17 protein-coding genes are annotated in these 14,446 nt (G+C 38.4%); 4 read left to right on the top strand and 13 right to left on the bottom strand.

Translation table 11 applies throughout. The features are described from left to right. Nucleotides 1-4: 4 nt before the first annotated feature. From coaBC to V6R96_RS04165, 5 genes are all read right to left on the bottom strand, one after another. Nucleotides 5-1,210, bottom strand: coding sequence for a bifunctional phosphopantothenoylcysteine decarboxylase/phosphopantothenate--cysteine ligase CoaBC (gene coaBC, locus V6R96_RS04185; RefSeq protein ID WP_336378089.1), 1,206 nt, complete (start codon nucleotides 1,208-1,210; stop codon nucleotides 5-7). A gap of 122 nt (nucleotides 1,211-1,332) precedes the next feature. After that, complete coding sequence (locus V6R96_RS04180) at nucleotides 1,333-1,656, bottom strand: DNA-directed RNA polymerase subunit omega (protein ID WP_027372958.1); 324 nt, start codon at nucleotides 1,654-1,656, stop codon at nucleotides 1,333-1,335. A gap of 42 nt (nucleotides 1,657-1,698) precedes the next feature. Further along, on the bottom strand, nucleotides 1,699-2,694 hold the full coding sequence (locus V6R96_RS04175; RefSeq protein ID WP_111953649.1) for an outer membrane protein assembly factor BamD: 996 nt from the start codon (nucleotides 2,692-2,694) through the stop codon (nucleotides 1,699-1,701). Between the two features lie 163 nt (nucleotides 2,695-2,857). Then, nucleotides 2,858-3,481, bottom strand: coding sequence for a GyrI-like domain-containing protein (locus V6R96_RS04170; RefSeq protein ID WP_336378088.1), 624 nt, complete (start codon nucleotides 3,479-3,481; stop codon nucleotides 2,858-2,860). A gap of 129 nt (nucleotides 3,482-3,610) precedes the next feature. After that, complete coding sequence (locus V6R96_RS04165) at nucleotides 3,611-4,240, bottom strand: TetR/AcrR family transcriptional regulator (protein ID WP_073328854.1); 630 nt, start codon at nucleotides 4,238-4,240, stop codon at nucleotides 3,611-3,613. A gap of 96 nt (nucleotides 4,241-4,336) precedes the next feature. On the opposite strand from V6R96_RS04165, the gene V6R96_RS04160 reads away from it, so the two are divergent. The 4 genes from V6R96_RS04160 (at nucleotide 4,337) to V6R96_RS04145 (ending at nucleotide 6,876) form a co-directional block, all read left to right on the top strand. Continuing rightward, nucleotides 4,337-4,963, top strand: a complete 627-nt coding sequence (locus V6R96_RS04160) for a TatD family hydrolase (protein ID WP_111953653.1) — start codon at nucleotides 4,337-4,339, stop codon at nucleotides 4,961-4,963. Next, nucleotides 4,956-5,681: a ThiF family adenylyltransferase gene (locus V6R96_RS04155; RefSeq protein ID WP_111953655.1), complete on the top strand. Its 726-nt coding sequence runs from the start codon at nucleotides 4,956-4,958 to the stop codon at nucleotides 5,679-5,681. Before V6R96_RS04160 ends, V6R96_RS04155 begins: the two co-directional genes overlap by 8 nt. Then, nucleotides 5,681-6,058, top strand: coding sequence for a ribonuclease P protein component (gene rnpA, locus V6R96_RS04150; RefSeq protein WP_336378087.1), 378 nt, complete (start codon nucleotides 5,681-5,683; stop codon nucleotides 6,056-6,058). Before V6R96_RS04155 ends, rnpA begins: the two co-directional genes overlap by 1 nt. 209 nt (nucleotides 6,059-6,267) lie before the next feature. Then, nucleotides 6,268-6,876, top strand: a complete 609-nt coding sequence (locus tag V6R96_RS04145; protein ID WP_336378086.1) for a DUF4126 domain-containing protein — start codon at nucleotides 6,268-6,270, stop codon at nucleotides 6,874-6,876. 58 nt (nucleotides 6,877-6,934) lie between these two features. Here V6R96_RS04145 and V6R96_RS04140 read toward each other — a convergent pair whose 3' ends face one another. The 8 genes from V6R96_RS04140 to V6R96_RS04105 form a co-directional block, all read right to left on the bottom strand. Further along, a complete protein-coding gene (locus V6R96_RS04140; protein ID WP_336378085.1) occupies nucleotides 6,935-8,902 on the bottom strand; it encodes a hypothetical protein in 1,968 nt (655 codons plus the stop codon). Nucleotides 8,903-8,969: 67 nt separating this feature from the next. After that, nucleotides 8,970-9,491, bottom strand: coding sequence for an LPS assembly lipoprotein LptE (gene lptE, locus V6R96_RS04135; RefSeq protein ID WP_111953663.1), 522 nt, complete (start codon nucleotides 9,489-9,491; stop codon nucleotides 8,970-8,972). 153 nt (nucleotides 9,492-9,644) lie between these two features. Continuing rightward, on the bottom strand, nucleotides 9,645-10,931 hold the full coding sequence (locus tag V6R96_RS04130) for a sigma-54 dependent transcriptional regulator (RefSeq protein ID WP_336378084.1): 1,287 nt from the start codon (nucleotides 10,929-10,931) through the stop codon (nucleotides 9,645-9,647). Between the two features lie 30 nt (nucleotides 10,932-10,961). Beyond that, nucleotides 10,962-11,759 carry a hypothetical protein gene (locus V6R96_RS04125; RefSeq protein ID WP_336378083.1) on the bottom strand — a complete coding sequence of 266 codons (798 nt, stop codon included), beginning with the start codon at nucleotides 11,757-11,759 and terminating at the stop codon, nucleotides 10,962-10,964. Next, entirely contained in the window at nucleotides 11,731-11,907 is a 177-nt protein-coding gene (locus V6R96_RS04120; protein ID WP_336378082.1) for a hypothetical protein, read from the bottom strand. Before V6R96_RS04120 ends, V6R96_RS04125 begins: the two co-directional genes overlap by 29 nt. 200 nt (nucleotides 11,908-12,107) lie before the next feature. Next, nucleotides 12,108-13,544 carry a tRNA (N6-isopentenyl adenosine(37)-C2)-methylthiotransferase MiaB gene (gene miaB, locus V6R96_RS04115; RefSeq protein WP_223557783.1) on the bottom strand — a complete coding sequence of 479 codons (1,437 nt, stop codon included), beginning with the start codon at nucleotides 13,542-13,544 and terminating at the stop codon, nucleotides 12,108-12,110. A 119-nt stretch (nucleotides 13,545-13,663) separates the two neighbouring features. Continuing rightward, nucleotides 13,664-14,044, bottom strand: coding sequence for an energy transducer TonB (locus V6R96_RS04110; RefSeq protein ID WP_336378081.1), 381 nt, complete (start codon nucleotides 14,042-14,044; stop codon nucleotides 13,664-13,666). Then, nucleotides 14,031-14,441: a hypothetical protein gene (locus V6R96_RS04105; protein WP_336378080.1), complete on the bottom strand. Its 411-nt coding sequence runs from the start codon at nucleotides 14,439-14,441 to the stop codon at nucleotides 14,031-14,033. Before V6R96_RS04105 ends, V6R96_RS04110 begins: the two co-directional genes overlap by 14 nt. Nucleotides 14,442-14,446 lie beyond the last annotated feature (5 nt).

Genomic DNA, 14,446 nt, shown 5'->3' with positions numbered 1-14,446 from the left:
AAAATTATTTTAAAAGTTGAGCCTCAACAAAATCCAGAATATCTGCAGCGACTTCATCTTTAGATTTGAGATCAAATTCTTTTTTTCCTGTTTTGGTAAATATCTTAATTTTATTGGTGTCGTTTTTAAAGCCTGCACCTTCATCACGGAGGGAGTTCAGCACGATCATATCAAGATTTTTCTTTTCGAGTTTCCCTTTGGCATTTTCTTCTTCATTCTGGGTTTCCAAGGCAAAACCTACCAAAAACTGATGGGTTTTCTTTTCACCCATTGTTTTAAGAATATCAGGATTTTTAATCAGTTCAATGGTTAAATTATCATCATTTTTTTTTATTTTCTCTTTCGCAACCTCTTTTGGGGCATAGTCTGCTACGGCGGCACTGGCAATACCAATATCCACGCGGTCATAAAATTCAAACACTTTATTCAGCATTTCTTTGGCAGAGGTTACTTTATGAAGCTGGATATTTTTATCTTCTGTCTTCTGTGAGCTGGGTCCTGATATCAAAATAACTTTTGCGCCTCTTTTTGAGGCTTCTTCAGCAAGGGAAAAACCCATTTTGCCTGAGGAATGGTTACCGATAAATCTTACGGGATCAAGAGCTTCATAGGTTGGCCCGGCTGTGATCAGCACTGTTTTTCCTTCTAAGCTTTTGGCATGATTTACGGAGTTAAAAAAGTTTTCAACAGTTTTAAAGATAGTCTCAGGTTCTGCCATTCTTCCCTGCCCTACCAATCCGCTGGCCAGTTCACCGGTTTCAGCGGGGATAATGATGTGACCGTAATCTTCTGCCAGTTCAATATTCTGTTTGGTGGAAGGATGCGCATACATATCAAGGTCCATTGCCGGAGCAATAAATACAGGGCATTTTGCAGACATATAGGTAGCAATCACGAGGTTGTCACACATACCGTGAACCATTTTAGCCAAGGTATTAGCCGTACATGGAGTTACGATCATTACATCTGCCCATAAGGCCATCTCCACATGGCTGTTCCAGGTACCGTTATTGCCATAAAAATCTGAATATACAGGTTTTTTGGAAAGGGTTGAAAGACTTAATTTCGTTACAAACTGCTCTGCATCGGGCGTCATAATCATCTGAACTTCGGCTCCTTTTTTTACAAAATCCCTGATCAGGAAATGAATTTTATAGGCCGCAATTCCTCCAGAAACAGCGATAAGTATCTTTTTACCGGAAACACTCATTTAGTTTTAATTTTTGAAATACTAAATTACTTATTTTTTCGCACAAAGACAGGTATAAACAGACAAAGGTCATAAAAGAACTGAATTCCTTTATGACCTTCATATATAAAAAACACAAATAATTATTTTCTGTCTTCTGTCTTTCTGAAATAGATATCTTCATTCAGCCATTCTTCGATAGCAATAGAAGTAGGCTTAGGAAGTTTTTCATAATGTTTAGAGATTTCAATCTGCTCTCTGTTTTCGAAAACTTCTTCCAATGTAGAATTGTGCACCGCAAATTCGTCCAGTTTATTGTGAAGTTCTGTACGGATTTCTGCGTTGATCTGCTCTGCTCTCTTTCCCATGATAACAATAGCTTCATAGATTGAACCTACTTTATCTTCAATCTTGTCTTTATCGTAAGTAATAGTATTTACTTCTGCTTTTGTATCTTTTACGCTCATTTTGAGAAATTTATTTTATTAATAAGATGGCAAATTTACGAATTATCTTTGGATTTTGAAAGTGGCCGCCGGAGGAGGGGTCTGAAGTGCTGCACTATCCCTCTGGATCTGCATTGCCTTCTTTTCATTGCTGATCTGATCTTTAATCTGCTGCTCAGCTTTAGTTTTTTCTGCCATTTTATCAGCCTCCTTTTTCTGTCTTGCCGTTAATGCTGCAATTCTTGCTTCTGTCTGTTTTTTAACAACAGCAAAGTTTTCTTTTTCTTTTGTCAGTTTCGCTCTAAGGTCTACTGCTGTTTTAGAATATTCCGTATTCGGAAGCTCTTTTTCTACCAGCTTTGTATAAGCAAGGGCACTTTCTATACGCTCATCTTTAAGGTCATATACAGACTTTAAAGCCAGCTCATAGCGTGATTTCATGATATAATCATAAATCTTCGGACGAAGCTTGGTACTTGGAAAATCTTCCAGTACGTTTTCAAAAGCAACGTTAGCAGCTTTGTACTCACCCATTTTGAAGTACTGTCTGGCATTTTCATATGCCTTGAACTCTAATTTATAAGACAGCTCGTCAATCAGCTGACTGATATTTTTAGATCTTTCAGAGTTTGGATAATTGGTCAGGAAATCCTGAAGCTCATTGATTGCGGTTTCTGTAGTGGACTGGTCCAGGTTATAATCCATAGAACCTTCGTAGTAGCATAATGCAGACATATACGCTGCTTCTTCTGCTCTTGGATCTTTAGGGAAGTTGACCGCAAAGTTTTTAAACTGATGCCCCGCCAGCTTATAGCTTTTGTCATAATAATTCGCATAAGCAGTATTAAAACCTACATTAGGAAAATCATCTGTTCCTGCTACGAGGTTAGTAAGCCTGTCATATAGTGCTAATGCATTCTTCCACTTCTTTTTGGCAAAGTTATCATTAGCTGCCTTTAAGATAAAATTCTTGTCAGCACTCTTCATTGCTTTTTCCTGCTGGCTTACGCATGAGGAAATCACTGCCACTGCAAAAAGACCTAAAATATATTTTTTCATATAAAAAATTCAACAGTTTTCGGATGATACAGCCGATTTACTAATTTGCAAAAATATAACTTTTTTGTCAATAGATTTTTTTTTATGAATATTTAACGTATTTTAGTTTACAATAGATGCTGAATTATCAATTGCAATAAAAATATCCAAAATACATTTTAGGCTATTTTACCGGTTCCCTTAAAATCGTCCTTAACTTTTCAGGGGCTGTTTTCCTAAAATCAGAGAGGTAAATTTCGTGGTGCAAACCATTCCTGGAAAGACGGTTATTATCCATAAAAACACTGATTTTTTTCAAAGATTCAGGTTCAGTGGAAAACGGCCCTAAATGCATTATCTGAACTGAGCGTCCTTCCTCTAATGTGAACCATTCAACAGCCGTGGCTTTTTGTATTCTCTTTTCACCGGATACTTTGTCTATTACGTTTACGAGATCTTCAGGCTTAACAAATTCAGGCATACGAATCATTAAGCGGTACTCCCATTCGCTTCTGGGAACTTCAACCGGACTGCTATCAATCGTTTTTCCCGCATATTTTTTTTCATCGAACCACCAAAGTCCTTCTAACTTTGACACCACAAAATCTTCATTTTTTTCTTTATATGTGAATTTTAAGGTATAAGCAATGGAATACAATGCTTCAATGTTTTTTTTAAAAGGTTCTCCGGAAGGATCTCCTTTGCCGCAAATTGAAATAAAAGATGCTTTTTCAATCTGTACTAGCTGTGGCTGAGCTTTAGCTGTAAAATACGTTTTGTATTTTTTAGCAAGATCTAATTTTTCCATATTAATTATTTTAATTTGTTAAAAATATTCGGTGTGTTTTCCGATCTAATTAATATGCAAAGTATATTTTTTCCGCTAATAGATTCTTATATTTATAATCATTTAACGCATTTTAAGTGTGCACCTATTTTAATCCGCGGCATATCCTAAAATAGCAAAAACACTGACTAAAAGATTCATTCTTACTTTTTTTTCTGCTTCTTTGGTATAAGCCTCTTCATTTTTACTCGGCACATACAGCTCATAGAAATTTTTGTTCCTGATGACAAATAATGTAGACCCAATGATCATGGTAAGAATATCTTCAGGCTTTGGTGTGAAAGTAAATACGCCTGATGCAACCCCTTTTTTGATAACATCATCCAGCTTTTTCACAAACAGCTGATAGAAATCCAATAGCTCATCTTTTAAGTTTTCGGTATGTCTGAGCTCCTGTGTCACAAACCCGTGGAAATAATTGTATTTGAATAGTTGCGAAACAATGTACTTAATGATCTCCCTGAGCTGCATTTCGGGTTTGCCATCCTTAATGGTATCTGCAAATTCTGAAAAATTCTCTCTGGTCTTCAATACGCGGTATTGATAGAGATAGGACATCATTTTTTCTTTGGAACCGAAGTAATAGGAAATCATGGCCACATTAATGTTGGCCTTGGAACAGATATCCCTTACAGAGGTTCCTTCATATCCCTTTTTGGCGATAAGCTCTTCGGCAATGTCCAAAATATGGATCTGTTTTTCTGTAAATTTTTTTCTCATGAAGTGCACTTTGAGTAAAGTTAAGAAATTTTTAACAAAATTATAAACGTTCGTTTAATAATTTTAAATTAATTCTGGATAGTTGTACTTTTGTGAATGGATTTTTTTGATTTTCACCATCATAAGAAGAATAACCTGAATGGGATCTACAATATAGATTTTGGGACAGTTCCTCCGGATTCTCCTTATTCTATAGGTATACATCCTAAAGATATTGTTGTGGATTCTATGAAGGAACAGTTCAGCTGGCTGGAATCCAATATTTCAGAAAACTGTCTGGCTATCGGTGAATGCGGACTGGACTCTATTGTACCGATACCCCAGAATATCCAGGAGAAGGTTTTCCAGAGACAGATTATTATTTCAAACGAGGTGAAAAAACCTCTGATTATTCACTGTGTAAGAAAGTTTTATGAGGTCATTTCTTTTAAAAAGAAGGCTGAACAGGCGGTTATCATTCACGGTTTTAATAAAAAGCAACGGATAGCGGAAGACCTTCTGAAAAATAATTTTTATTTGAGTTTTGGAAAAGCTGTTTTGTATCATCTATCTTTGCAGGATATTGTAAGAAACACTCCTTTAGACAGATTGTTTTTAGAAACTGATAATGAAGATTTTAACATAGAGGAGTTATATTCAAAAGTTTCGGAATTAAAGGGTATTTCTCTCGAAAAACTGAATGAACATATTGTAGAAAATTTAGACACGATAAAGAATGGATAAGTATTGGCTGGAGAGAACAGAGCTCCTGATCAAAGAAGAAGGGCTGGAGAAACTTAATAAAGCAAATGTACTGGTAATAGGCTTAGGAGGCGTGGGCTCTTTTGCCGCAGAATTTTTAGCCAGAGCGGGTGTAGGGAATATGACTATTGTAGACGGCGATACGGTGGACATCACCAACGTCAACAGACAGCTTCCGGCATTGCATTCTACAGTGGGGAAACACAAAGTGGAGGTTGTTGCTGAAAGGCTTCTTGACATCAATCCGAAAATTAATTTAATCAAGATCAATGAATTCCTGAATCCGGAAAGAATGGATGAAGTCATTGATTCTGATAAGTTTAACTATATTTTGGACTGTATCGACAGTGTTACTCCAAAGCTATGCTTAATAAAAGCAGCCAAAAGAAGAAAAATAAAACTGATCAGCTCTATGGGAGCCGGTGGAAAAACAGATCCCAGCAAAGTAATGGTAAGAGATATCAGCAAAACGCAGAACTGTTTTCTTGCCAGACAGATCAGAAAAAGACTTAAAAAGGAAAAGATCAATAAGGGTTTCAGATGTGTATTCTCGAATGAGCTTCAGCAGGAAGAAAGTTTGAAAATGACGGACGGAGCCAATTACAAAAGGTCTTTCTACGGCACTATCAGCTATATCCCTGCCATCTTCGGATTGTATGCAGCAGCTGAGGTGATTAATTATCTAGTGAAACAAGATTAATGCAGAACTTTAAATACTCCAGGGAAGAAAAGCTCAAAAAAAATACTGAGATTGCTTTACTTTTTGACAAAGGTAAATGGAGGAGCTGCGGAAATCTGAGGGTCATCATTCTGAAGGACAGGCCCAATCTGGAGGTGGAAAGCCATAAGTTCGGGGTATCTGTTTCTAAAAGATATTTCAAAAAGGCTGTATACAGGAATCGGGTAAAAAGACTTTTGCGGGAGTGTTATCGTCTGAACAAGAATCTGTTTAAAGAGGCTTTCGGAGAAAAAACATTGACTATGATGTTTTGGGTTTCCCCAGAAATGCCTGCTAAGTTTCAGGAAGTGGAAGAGCAGTTCATCAAGCTTTGTCATATGCAGAAGAAGCCTCAATGATGTAGCAATATAACAGTGTAGTAATTTCCCAATGCAATCATCTTGTGTAAACTCTTGTAAAGCCTGAAGGTGTGTTTAACTACAGATGGCACAGATTTTCACAGATGATTCCGGAAAGTTGTTGTTATAAAATCTACAAGTATTTATTTTTTACAAAACCTTGCATAGTTTTTGTAATTTTAGGGGAAACAATAAATCTGAAAATTAAAATGTTAGATCATGTTCCCTATTTTTCCTACATACTCAGCGCCTTCATTGGTATAGGATTGGCAGCCGCTACGGGCTTCAGAGTTTTTCTGCCGATGTTTGCGGTAAGTCTTGCCTCTTATTTTCACTGGATCCCGATGAATGAGCATTTTGAATGGCTTTCGGGGCTTCCGGCACTTATTACTACCGGAATTGCAACAATCGCTGAAATTTTAACCTATTATATTCCGTTTGTGGATCATCTGCTGGATACGGTCTCGGTTCCTTTGGCTACTGTGGCGGGCTCTGTTTTATTTGCCAGCCAGTTTGCCGATCTTGGAACTTTTCCGCAATGGGCACTTGCATTAATTGCCGGGGGCGGAACAGCTGCTACGATCAGTTCCGGTTTCGCAGGAATCCGGGCAGCTTCTACTGCGACAACGGGCGGCCTGGGAAATTCTGTAGTGGGAACTACTGAAACTGCAGGAGCCGGAATCATGTCTATACTGGCGATGGCTGCACCAATTATTGCTGCCGTTTTTGCACTTATCATGATTATTCTTGTTATTATCTTTGGACGGAAAGCCCTGCGGAAACTGCGTGGCAGTAAAAACGCCACTGATAGTATATAAAAAAATAAGGCTGACACTTTTCTGTGATCAGCCTTTTTAGTATCTTTTTTAAGCCTATTTAGCTTTTACTTCTGAAATCTTTTATTTCCTTGATTTTAGATTGGAAATATTCCTTTTTTTCCGGGTTTTTATTGATCAGAATTTCAAATGCCTTGATGGCTTTAGTATAGAGTTTCTGCTCGAAATAAAGGTTGGCAAGTGTCTCTGTCATCAAATGAGAAATGTCATCATTCTTTTCTTTGACAACGTAAGTACTCTCGTCTCTTAACTGACTTATTTTAGGATTATTTTCAATGAAAGCTTCAATTACCTTTTCCTGAACCGGAGTTTTTTCCTTTTGAGAAACCTCCTCTTCTGTTCTGCCGATCTTAAGCCAGCTCTGCCATGTATTGATAAATCCGGGCACATTGCTGTCGGCCTGTGTTTGGCTCTCTGCTTTGCCCTGATGAACAGGCTCTTCTTCTTTTGCTGCTTTTTCTACTGCCAGACTCGAAATATCGGTCCCAAAGAAAGATACATTCATAACTGGTGCTTCTTCTTTTGGCATTTTTGTTTCGATCATTGCTTCTGAATTTTCAACTTCTTCATTTTTCTCTTCTACAATTTCAGGTATTTCTTCTTCAGCAACAGAAAGTTTTTCGTCTGAGACTGTTTCAGAATCTTTTTGAGGTTCTTCAACCGTTTGTGGAACAATTCTTTCTTGTTTATCTTCTATTACCGGGATTTTCTCCTCTTTTGGGGTTTCTGCCTTAGCCGCAGGACCTGCACTGGCATGGCTGATCATGGAATCGGGCAGATTGGACTCAAGACTCATAGGCTTCCACACAAAAGCTTGTTCTACCGCAGTTTCAATTTCTTCTACTTTTTCCCGAATCTCTACAGGCTCTTCATGCTGAATTGGCTGTTCGATTATATCTTCTTTTAGTTGCGTAGCAGGTTCTTCAGCTTTTGGTTCTTCTTTTTCCGTGGACCAGAAATGAAAGCTCTGTGTTTCAGCAAAACTGATCTCATGATCGGTAGTTTCAGGCTCTTCATTTTCAACCTTTGATACCGCCTGTACTTCTTTCATTTTTTTCTCTACTTCTTCAATAAGGCGTCTCATTTCTTCCTCATGCTTATTTACATTCGGATTAGGAATTTCAGCAGTTACAGCTTCGTTATCTGTGTTTCCTTGGATTTTAACATCCGGCAGAAATTCATCCATCCCGTGGAAACTGATCTCAGCATGAGGCTCATTTACATGGGTATCTTCATTTGTAATTTCCGGGTCCGGCGCTGTTTCAGCAGTCACGGGCTCTTCAATAGCTTCATTTGTCTCTGTCTCTTCAGCTGATGGCTCTGTTTCCGGTGTCAGAGTTTCTACTTCATGGAAGCTTAGTGCATCATCTGTCTGTATTTTCAGCTCTTCTGAGGGGCTGTCAATTTTATTTTCCTCAACAATTAATTCAGGAGTGAATTCTACTCCGGCTTCTGGGTTTTCAGGCTGATCTTTTTTATTTGCGGCCGGCTCGGTTATAGTTTTTTCGTTAAGATGTTCTGTTACCGGTTCAGTTTTTTGCGTAACTATTACTCCTGATTCCAGCGTAGATTCAAGATCTATTATTTCAGAATGCACTTCGTCCAGGAAGTTTTCTTCTCCTTCAAATAGAATTCTGTTTCTTTCCCCATTAACATGAATATGCTTAACTTCCTTTGAAGGCGGAATCATACCTGCTGCCTCTTCATATTTGTTTTCCCTTTTTTCGGGAGACTCGTCTCTTTTTATCGGGAATGTTTTCTCTTTATAAGAATATTTTACTGGTTTTTCCAGAATTTTAGAAGCATATCTATCTTCTACAGTTTCCGGTTTCGGTTCACGTTGGATTTTACCGTTGATCAGCTGGTAAAGAAGTTTCTTATCTGTGGTATAAGCGGCGGTCGTGGAAAGTTCTTTCTGATAGTTTTCTTTATCGTAAAGATGTACCCCAAACAAATGAAGCGCCCTGATGTTCTGAACATAGGGAAAAGCATGTATTTCTTCTTTCAAAAGAGCTAGATCTTCTGACTGTATATTTTTGGGACTCTTTAATAGTTCTAAAACTCTGGGATTCATCTTACCAATTGGCTACAATATCGTTAAATATCTTATTAATAATTCTATCTGTTACAAGTTTTACCTGGGAAGTTTCTATCTGGCTCTGGCTCAGGTCGCTGTTGTAAACCACTTCATCCGAATAGGTTCTGTCAAAACTGGAATCCGGATGTATTTTATTTTCGTAATGCACTTTTACACTGATGGTCAGCTTGTTCTGTGCCTGCTGTACAACGCCTCCCGAAGGGTTTGTCAGTGTATTGGAGCTGATCGTAGTCGGCGAAAAATTATAGTCTGAAATTTCACCTTCTATCAGAATGTCAGGATTTGATTTTGTTCCTTTTAATGTGGTTCTCTGCAGAAATCTGTTCTGGATATCTGTAGAAAACTGCTGGGAAAGGGTAGGATTCACCAGCGCTGCATTATTCGGAAATTCATTGATCTGGACGGTTTTTTCGTCTGTCAATGATGATCCTGTAAAAGAGTAACACTGCTGGAACAGCGAAAGAATTACAAACCCAAATATTATTTTTAATTTACTCATACCTTTTTTATTTCTCTAATACATCTTTACAGACTACATCCTCATACAGATTCCCAAAGGTATGGAAAACAGTATTCTTATCCCGCATGCAATAATTATAAGCTTGGAAATGCTTTCTACGAGGGGTGAGTCGCTCCAAATTCTTCATCTCCGTTAGTCTTCTAAGTTATATTGTTTTATTTTTCTGTATAAAGTTCTTTGTGAAATACCAAGCTCGTCTGCCGCCCTGTTCCTGCGTCCCTTATGCTTATCCAATGCTTTGATAATCAAATCTTTTTCATTATTCTGAAGAGATAAGGATTCAGGTCTGTTTTCTTCTATTTCTATATCTTCAATATCTTCATAGCTGTCCTCAGCATTTGAAATGATGGTAGGTGCAGACTGTACTCCCGGTGATTTGTCCTCGAAATACAGCAGTGAATTTTGGCTCACCGGCTGTGTCTGCTCTGCAGAATAGATCCTGTTGATCAGATTTTTCTCCTGATTGCTGAGATCAGCAGTTCCTCTGTTTTTGATCAGTTCTGAGGTAAGTGATTTTAAGTCGTTGATATCACTTCTCATGTCAAAGAGAATTTTGTACATAATTTCTCTTTCACTTCCGAAATCATTCTGCTTTTGGGCATTCTGATTATTCACGACCATCGGCAAATGGGTTTCCATAGGGATATATTCAGCCAGCTTTTCAACTGTTACCTGTCTGTTTCTTTCCACTACGGTCATCTGCTCTACCAGGTTTCTCAGCTGACGGATATTTCCCGGAAAGCTATAATTTTCAATATAATGAACGGCACTTGGCTCAAGTTCCAGTTCCGGCATTCTGTATTTTTCTGCAAAGTCTATAGAGAATTTTCTGAATAGCAAGTGAATGTCTCCTTTTCTTTCCCGTAAAGGCGGCATGTCGATCTGCACAGTATTCAGACGGTAAAATAAGTCTTCACGGAATCTTCCGTCGTGAATAGCCTTCATCATATTCACGTTGGTAGCTGCCACAATTCTCACATTGGTTTTCTGAACCTGAGAGGAACCCACTTTCATGAATTCACCGCTTTCCAGCACCCTCAAAAGACGGACCTGGGTCTGCAGGGGAAGCTCTCCTACCTCATCAAGGAAAATGGTTCCACCGTCTGCTACCTCAAAATATCCTTTTCTGGTTGCTGTAGCTCCGGTAAATGCTCCTTTTTCGTGGCCAAATAACTCAGAATCAATGGTCCCTTCCGGAATTGCTCCACAATTGACCACAATATAGGGCTGATGCTTTCTTTTGGATTCTGAATGAATGATTTTCGGGATAAATTCTTTTCCAACACCACTTTCTCCAATGACCAGGACGGAAATGTCCGTAGGCGCAACCTGGATTGCCTTTTCTAAAGCGCGGTTCAGTGCCGGGAAGTTCCCGATAATTCCAAAGCGGTTTTTTATGTTTTGTAAGTCGTTGCTCATAAGTAAATTTTTGATTATTGATTTAATAATCTACAGTTCCTCGATCTGTTTTCTGTAGATTTTGTTGAAGTGATGAGTGTAGACATCTTTCATGGTCTTTCCTTCATCATAAGTCATTAATGCTAACTTTTTTAAATCCAAATAATCTTTGTTCCTGATTTTAGAAACTTTACTTTTAAAGTATATATTCTCGGCAAAGTTGTTTTCTTTGCTTTGTTTTTCAAAATTTTCTAAGGCTTTGTCGCATCTGCTAAGCTCAAAATAGGTTACCCCCAACTGGTAGTGGTCGTACATCCCTTTAAAATACCCTTTGGAAGCCAAAAGGTTTTCAATGATCCCGACCGCTTTTTCTTTCTGTCCTAAAGCACTGTAAGACATGGCTTTCACCACCTCTAAATGATAGTCTCTGTTTAAAGACCTTCCCAGATCATCAGGATAGTATTTTTTTAATCCTTCTAAATCCCGGATTGCCCCTTTATAATCCCGCAAAAACTGGAATTTGTACCAGCCTCTGTACCCTAAGTACATTTTAGGATCTGCAGCAACAGCTTTATCAATAAGTATTTTCCAGGTTACAAAATCCCCGTTTTTAAGGTAGGGAACAACTTTCTCCATATAGGAACTGGAGAAATCGGGGCAGAGCCCAATCGCTTTATCAAAGGCTTCCTGGGATTCCCTGCTTCCTTGCCTGTCTGAAGCCCAGTTGTATAGTTCACAAGCTTTTTTGCAGTCCTCACCCTCTACTGCATTACAGTTGACCTGCGCAATAGTATTGGTGTAAACGATAAGTAACAAAAAGCTAAGGTAATACCTCTGAAACTTTTCCATTTTCAATTTTATAGGTTAAATACTGATAATAGCCTGCTTTAAAACCTTTTTTCTCTTTTGGCATCCAACCGCCCAGCGATTTCGTAAACCGCAGCAGTCTGTCTTCCAATTCTTTATCCGGACCCGTTTCTTTAAGATCTGTATTCATCTGCTGAACCCTGACAGTCCTGTTTTTCCTTCACAATTTACTAAAAATCTTACGGTAATATAACCGTTCATCTTAGTTTCGGAAGATATTTTTTCTTTTTTGCAGTTTTTCTATAATGGCCAGTTTCTCTTCTTTATAGTCAAACCCCTTTGTCCCCTGGTCATATTGAAGACTGCCAGTTTTTCAGGAAAACTTTAAAATTACTCCGCTGTTCTTCCTAAAAGTGTGCCCTGTGTATTGCCATAGACAAAAACGTCCACAATGTCACCTATTTTCTGGCCTTCAAGCATATCAAAAACACAGACTGCATTCTGTGAGTTTCTTCCCTTCCACTGGTTTTTATTTTTTCTGGATATCCCTTCGATGAGGACCTGATGATGTCTTCCTACATAAGATTCCATTCTTTTTCTGGATAGCTCTCCCTGAAGGGCAATAACCTCAGCAAGACGCTTTTGTTTGACGTCAGCAGGAATATTGTCTTCCATTTTTTTATGGGCAGGCGTTCCCGGTCTTTCGGAATAAGCAAACATATAACCGTAGTCATACTCCACTTCTTTCATCAGGCTTAAGGTATCCTGATGATCCTGTTCTGTTTCATTGCAGAAACCGATGATCATGTCCTGTGAAAAAGCAATATCAGGAACAATTTCCTTTGCTTTTTTAATTAAATCCAAATATTCTTCACGGGTATGCTGCCTGTTCATAGCCAGAAGCATATTGTTACTGCCGCTCTGTACAGGAAGGTGAACATATTTACAGATATTATCATGTTTTGCAATCATTCTGAACACTTCAAGGCTCATGTCCTGAGGATTTGAAGTAGAGAACCGGATTCTCATTTCAGGTACAGCTTTAGCTACTAAATCAAGCAGTTGTGCAAAATTAACAGCCGTAGCTTTCTGCATTTCGGAAGCTTTAACGAAATCTTTTTTCGGACCTCCTCCGTACCATAAGTATGAGTCTACGTTTTGCCCTAAAAGGGTGATCTCTTTGTATCCGTTATTTAAAAGGTCTTTACATTCTTTAATGATGGAATGCGGATCGCGGCTTCTTTCTCTACCTCTGGTAAAAGGAACTACACAGAAGGTACACATATTATCGCAACCTCTGGTGATGGTTACAAAAGCTGTAACCCCATTTCCGCCTAAACGGACCGGATTGATGTCTGCATAGGTCTCTTCTTTTGAAAGGATTACGTTGATGGCGTCTCTTCCGTCCTCTGTTTCTTTCAGAAGGTTGGGAAGATCTCTGTAGGCATCAGGGCCTACCACAAGGTCTACCAGCTGCTCTTCTTCCAAGAATTTGGTTTTTAATCTTTCTGCCATGCATCCCAAAACTCCTACCGTCATATTAGGTTTCTCTTTCTTCAGGTTTTTGAACTGTGAAAGACGCATTCTTACGGTTTGCTCCGCTTTTTCCCGGATGGAGCATGTATTTAAAAGGATAAGGTCTGCTTCTTCTACTTTCAGGGTTGTATTGTACCCCTGCTCATTAAGAATAGATGCAACAATTTCAGAATCAGAAAAGTTCATCTGACAGCCATAGCTTTCTAAAAAGAGCTTTTTAGAATTCTCAGGTCTTTCAGCGATAGCAAAAGCTTCTCCCTGTTTTGTTTCGTCTATATATTTTTCCTGCACAATAATCGTTTTAAAAGTTCAATGCTCAGCATTTAAATTTCAAAGCATCGTGATGAATTTTAAATCCCAAACAAATTAGTCTGCAAAGATACAAAATATTGTGACAGAATGGCAGGGGATTATTTCGGAGGATTAAAGTTTAACGGAAGGGTATAAAAAGACTCAACCGGCTCTCCATATCTTTTTGCAGGTGTCCATTTTTTCTTTCTCATCCTTTTGATTCCGTCTATGATCCTTTGGTCAAATTCAGCATTTCCGGAAGACTCCTGCAGCTTTATATTTTCCATTTTTCCTTCTCTGCTCACGGAGAAATTTACTACGAGCTTAAAGGGCTGCGTCCAGACGAAACCACTGAGATCGATTTGTTTAGCCACTTCTGCTCTGAAACTGTTCATTCCTCCCGGCATAGCTTCTTTCGAAGAATTTTGCACAGCTTCCTGTCCTGATAACTTCAGGGAAAATATAACCAATAATGCAAACAGCATTCTAATCATGGTCATATGCATTGGTACTGAAATTAACCTTGATGATCATTTTAGAATCAACAGGAGTATCCCCATACATGGCGGGCGTCCATTTTCCTTTGATCTTCTTCATAGCATATTTTACGTCATCAATAAACATTTCACTGTTTTTGATCTTCGGGACAACGTCAAGCTTGTTCATTTTACCTTCCGGTGAAATATTGATTAAAAAAGTTATTTTACCATTGATTGCGTAGCTTTGGGTATCAACATAAGCGTAAAGCATATCCATAAATTGTTTCCGAAAAGCTTCATCACCACCGGGGAATTTAGCTTTCTGGGTATATGAAGCTACTTCTACCGGGGACGTATTTTGAGAAAAGCTTTTAATTCCGATGCATAGTAAAAGTAATAATAAAAGGTATTTTTTCATCTGAG

The sequence above is a fragment of the Chryseobacterium sp. CCNWLW53 genome, assembly GCF_037083525.1.
GTDB classification, from domain to species: domain Bacteria; phylum Bacteroidota; class Bacteroidia; order Flavobacteriales; family Weeksellaceae; genus Chryseobacterium; species Chryseobacterium lathyri.
This window is presented reverse-complemented; position numbering and strand designations above follow the sequence as displayed.

What these genes read in the sequence shown, in the direction of transcription:
- V6R96_RS04155 (WP_111953655.1), top strand. Translation starts at nt 4,956, where the DNA reads ATGGATAAGTATTGGCTGGAGAGAACAGAGCTCCTGATCAAAGAAGAA.
- V6R96_RS04125 (WP_336378083.1), bottom strand. Translation starts at nt 11,759, where the DNA reads ATGGAAAAGTTTCAGAGGTATTACCTTAGCTTTTTGTTACTTATCGTT.
- rnpA (WP_336378087.1), top strand. Translation starts at nt 5,681, where the DNA reads ATGCAGAACTTTAAATACTCCAGGGAAGAAAAGCTCAAAAAAAATACT.
- V6R96_RS04110 (WP_336378081.1), bottom strand. Translation starts at nt 14,044, where the DNA reads ATGACCATGATTAGAATGCTGTTTGCATTATTGGTTATATTTTCCCTG.
- V6R96_RS04170 (WP_336378088.1), bottom strand. Translation starts at nt 3,481, where the DNA reads ATGGAAAAATTAGATCTTGCTAAAAAATACAAAACGTATTTTACAGCT.
- V6R96_RS04175 (WP_111953649.1), bottom strand. Translation starts at nt 2,694, where the DNA reads ATGAAAAAATATATTTTAGGTCTTTTTGCAGTGGCAGTGATTTCCTCA.
- V6R96_RS04165 (WP_073328854.1), bottom strand. Translation starts at nt 4,240, where the DNA reads ATGAGAAAAAAATTTACAGAAAAACAGATCCATATTTTGGACATTGCC.
- V6R96_RS04145 (WP_336378086.1), top strand. Translation starts at nt 6,268, where the DNA reads ATGTTAGATCATGTTCCCTATTTTTCCTACATACTCAGCGCCTTCATT.
- lptE (WP_111953663.1), bottom strand. Translation starts at nt 9,491, where the DNA reads ATGAGTAAATTAAAAATAATATTTGGGTTTGTAATTCTTTCGCTGTTC.
- V6R96_RS04180 (WP_027372958.1), bottom strand. Translation starts at nt 1,656, where the DNA reads ATGAGCGTAAAAGATACAAAAGCAGAAGTAAATACTATTACTTACGAT.
- V6R96_RS04130 (WP_336378084.1), bottom strand. Translation starts at nt 10,931, where the DNA reads ATGAGCAACGACTTACAAAACATAAAAAACCGCTTTGGAATTATCGGG.
- V6R96_RS04105 (WP_336378080.1), bottom strand. Translation starts at nt 14,441, where the DNA reads ATGAAAAAATACCTTTTATTATTACTTTTACTATGCATCGGAATTAAA.
- coaBC (WP_336378089.1), bottom strand. Translation starts at nt 1,210, where the DNA reads ATGAGTGTTTCCGGTAAAAAGATACTTATCGCTGTTTCTGGAGGAATT.
- V6R96_RS04120 (WP_336378082.1), bottom strand. Translation starts at nt 11,907, where the DNA reads ATGAATACAGATCTTAAAGAAACGGGTCCGGATAAAGAATTGGAAGAC.
- V6R96_RS04160 (WP_111953653.1), top strand. Translation starts at nt 4,337, where the DNA reads ATGGATTTTTTTGATTTTCACCATCATAAGAAGAATAACCTGAATGGG.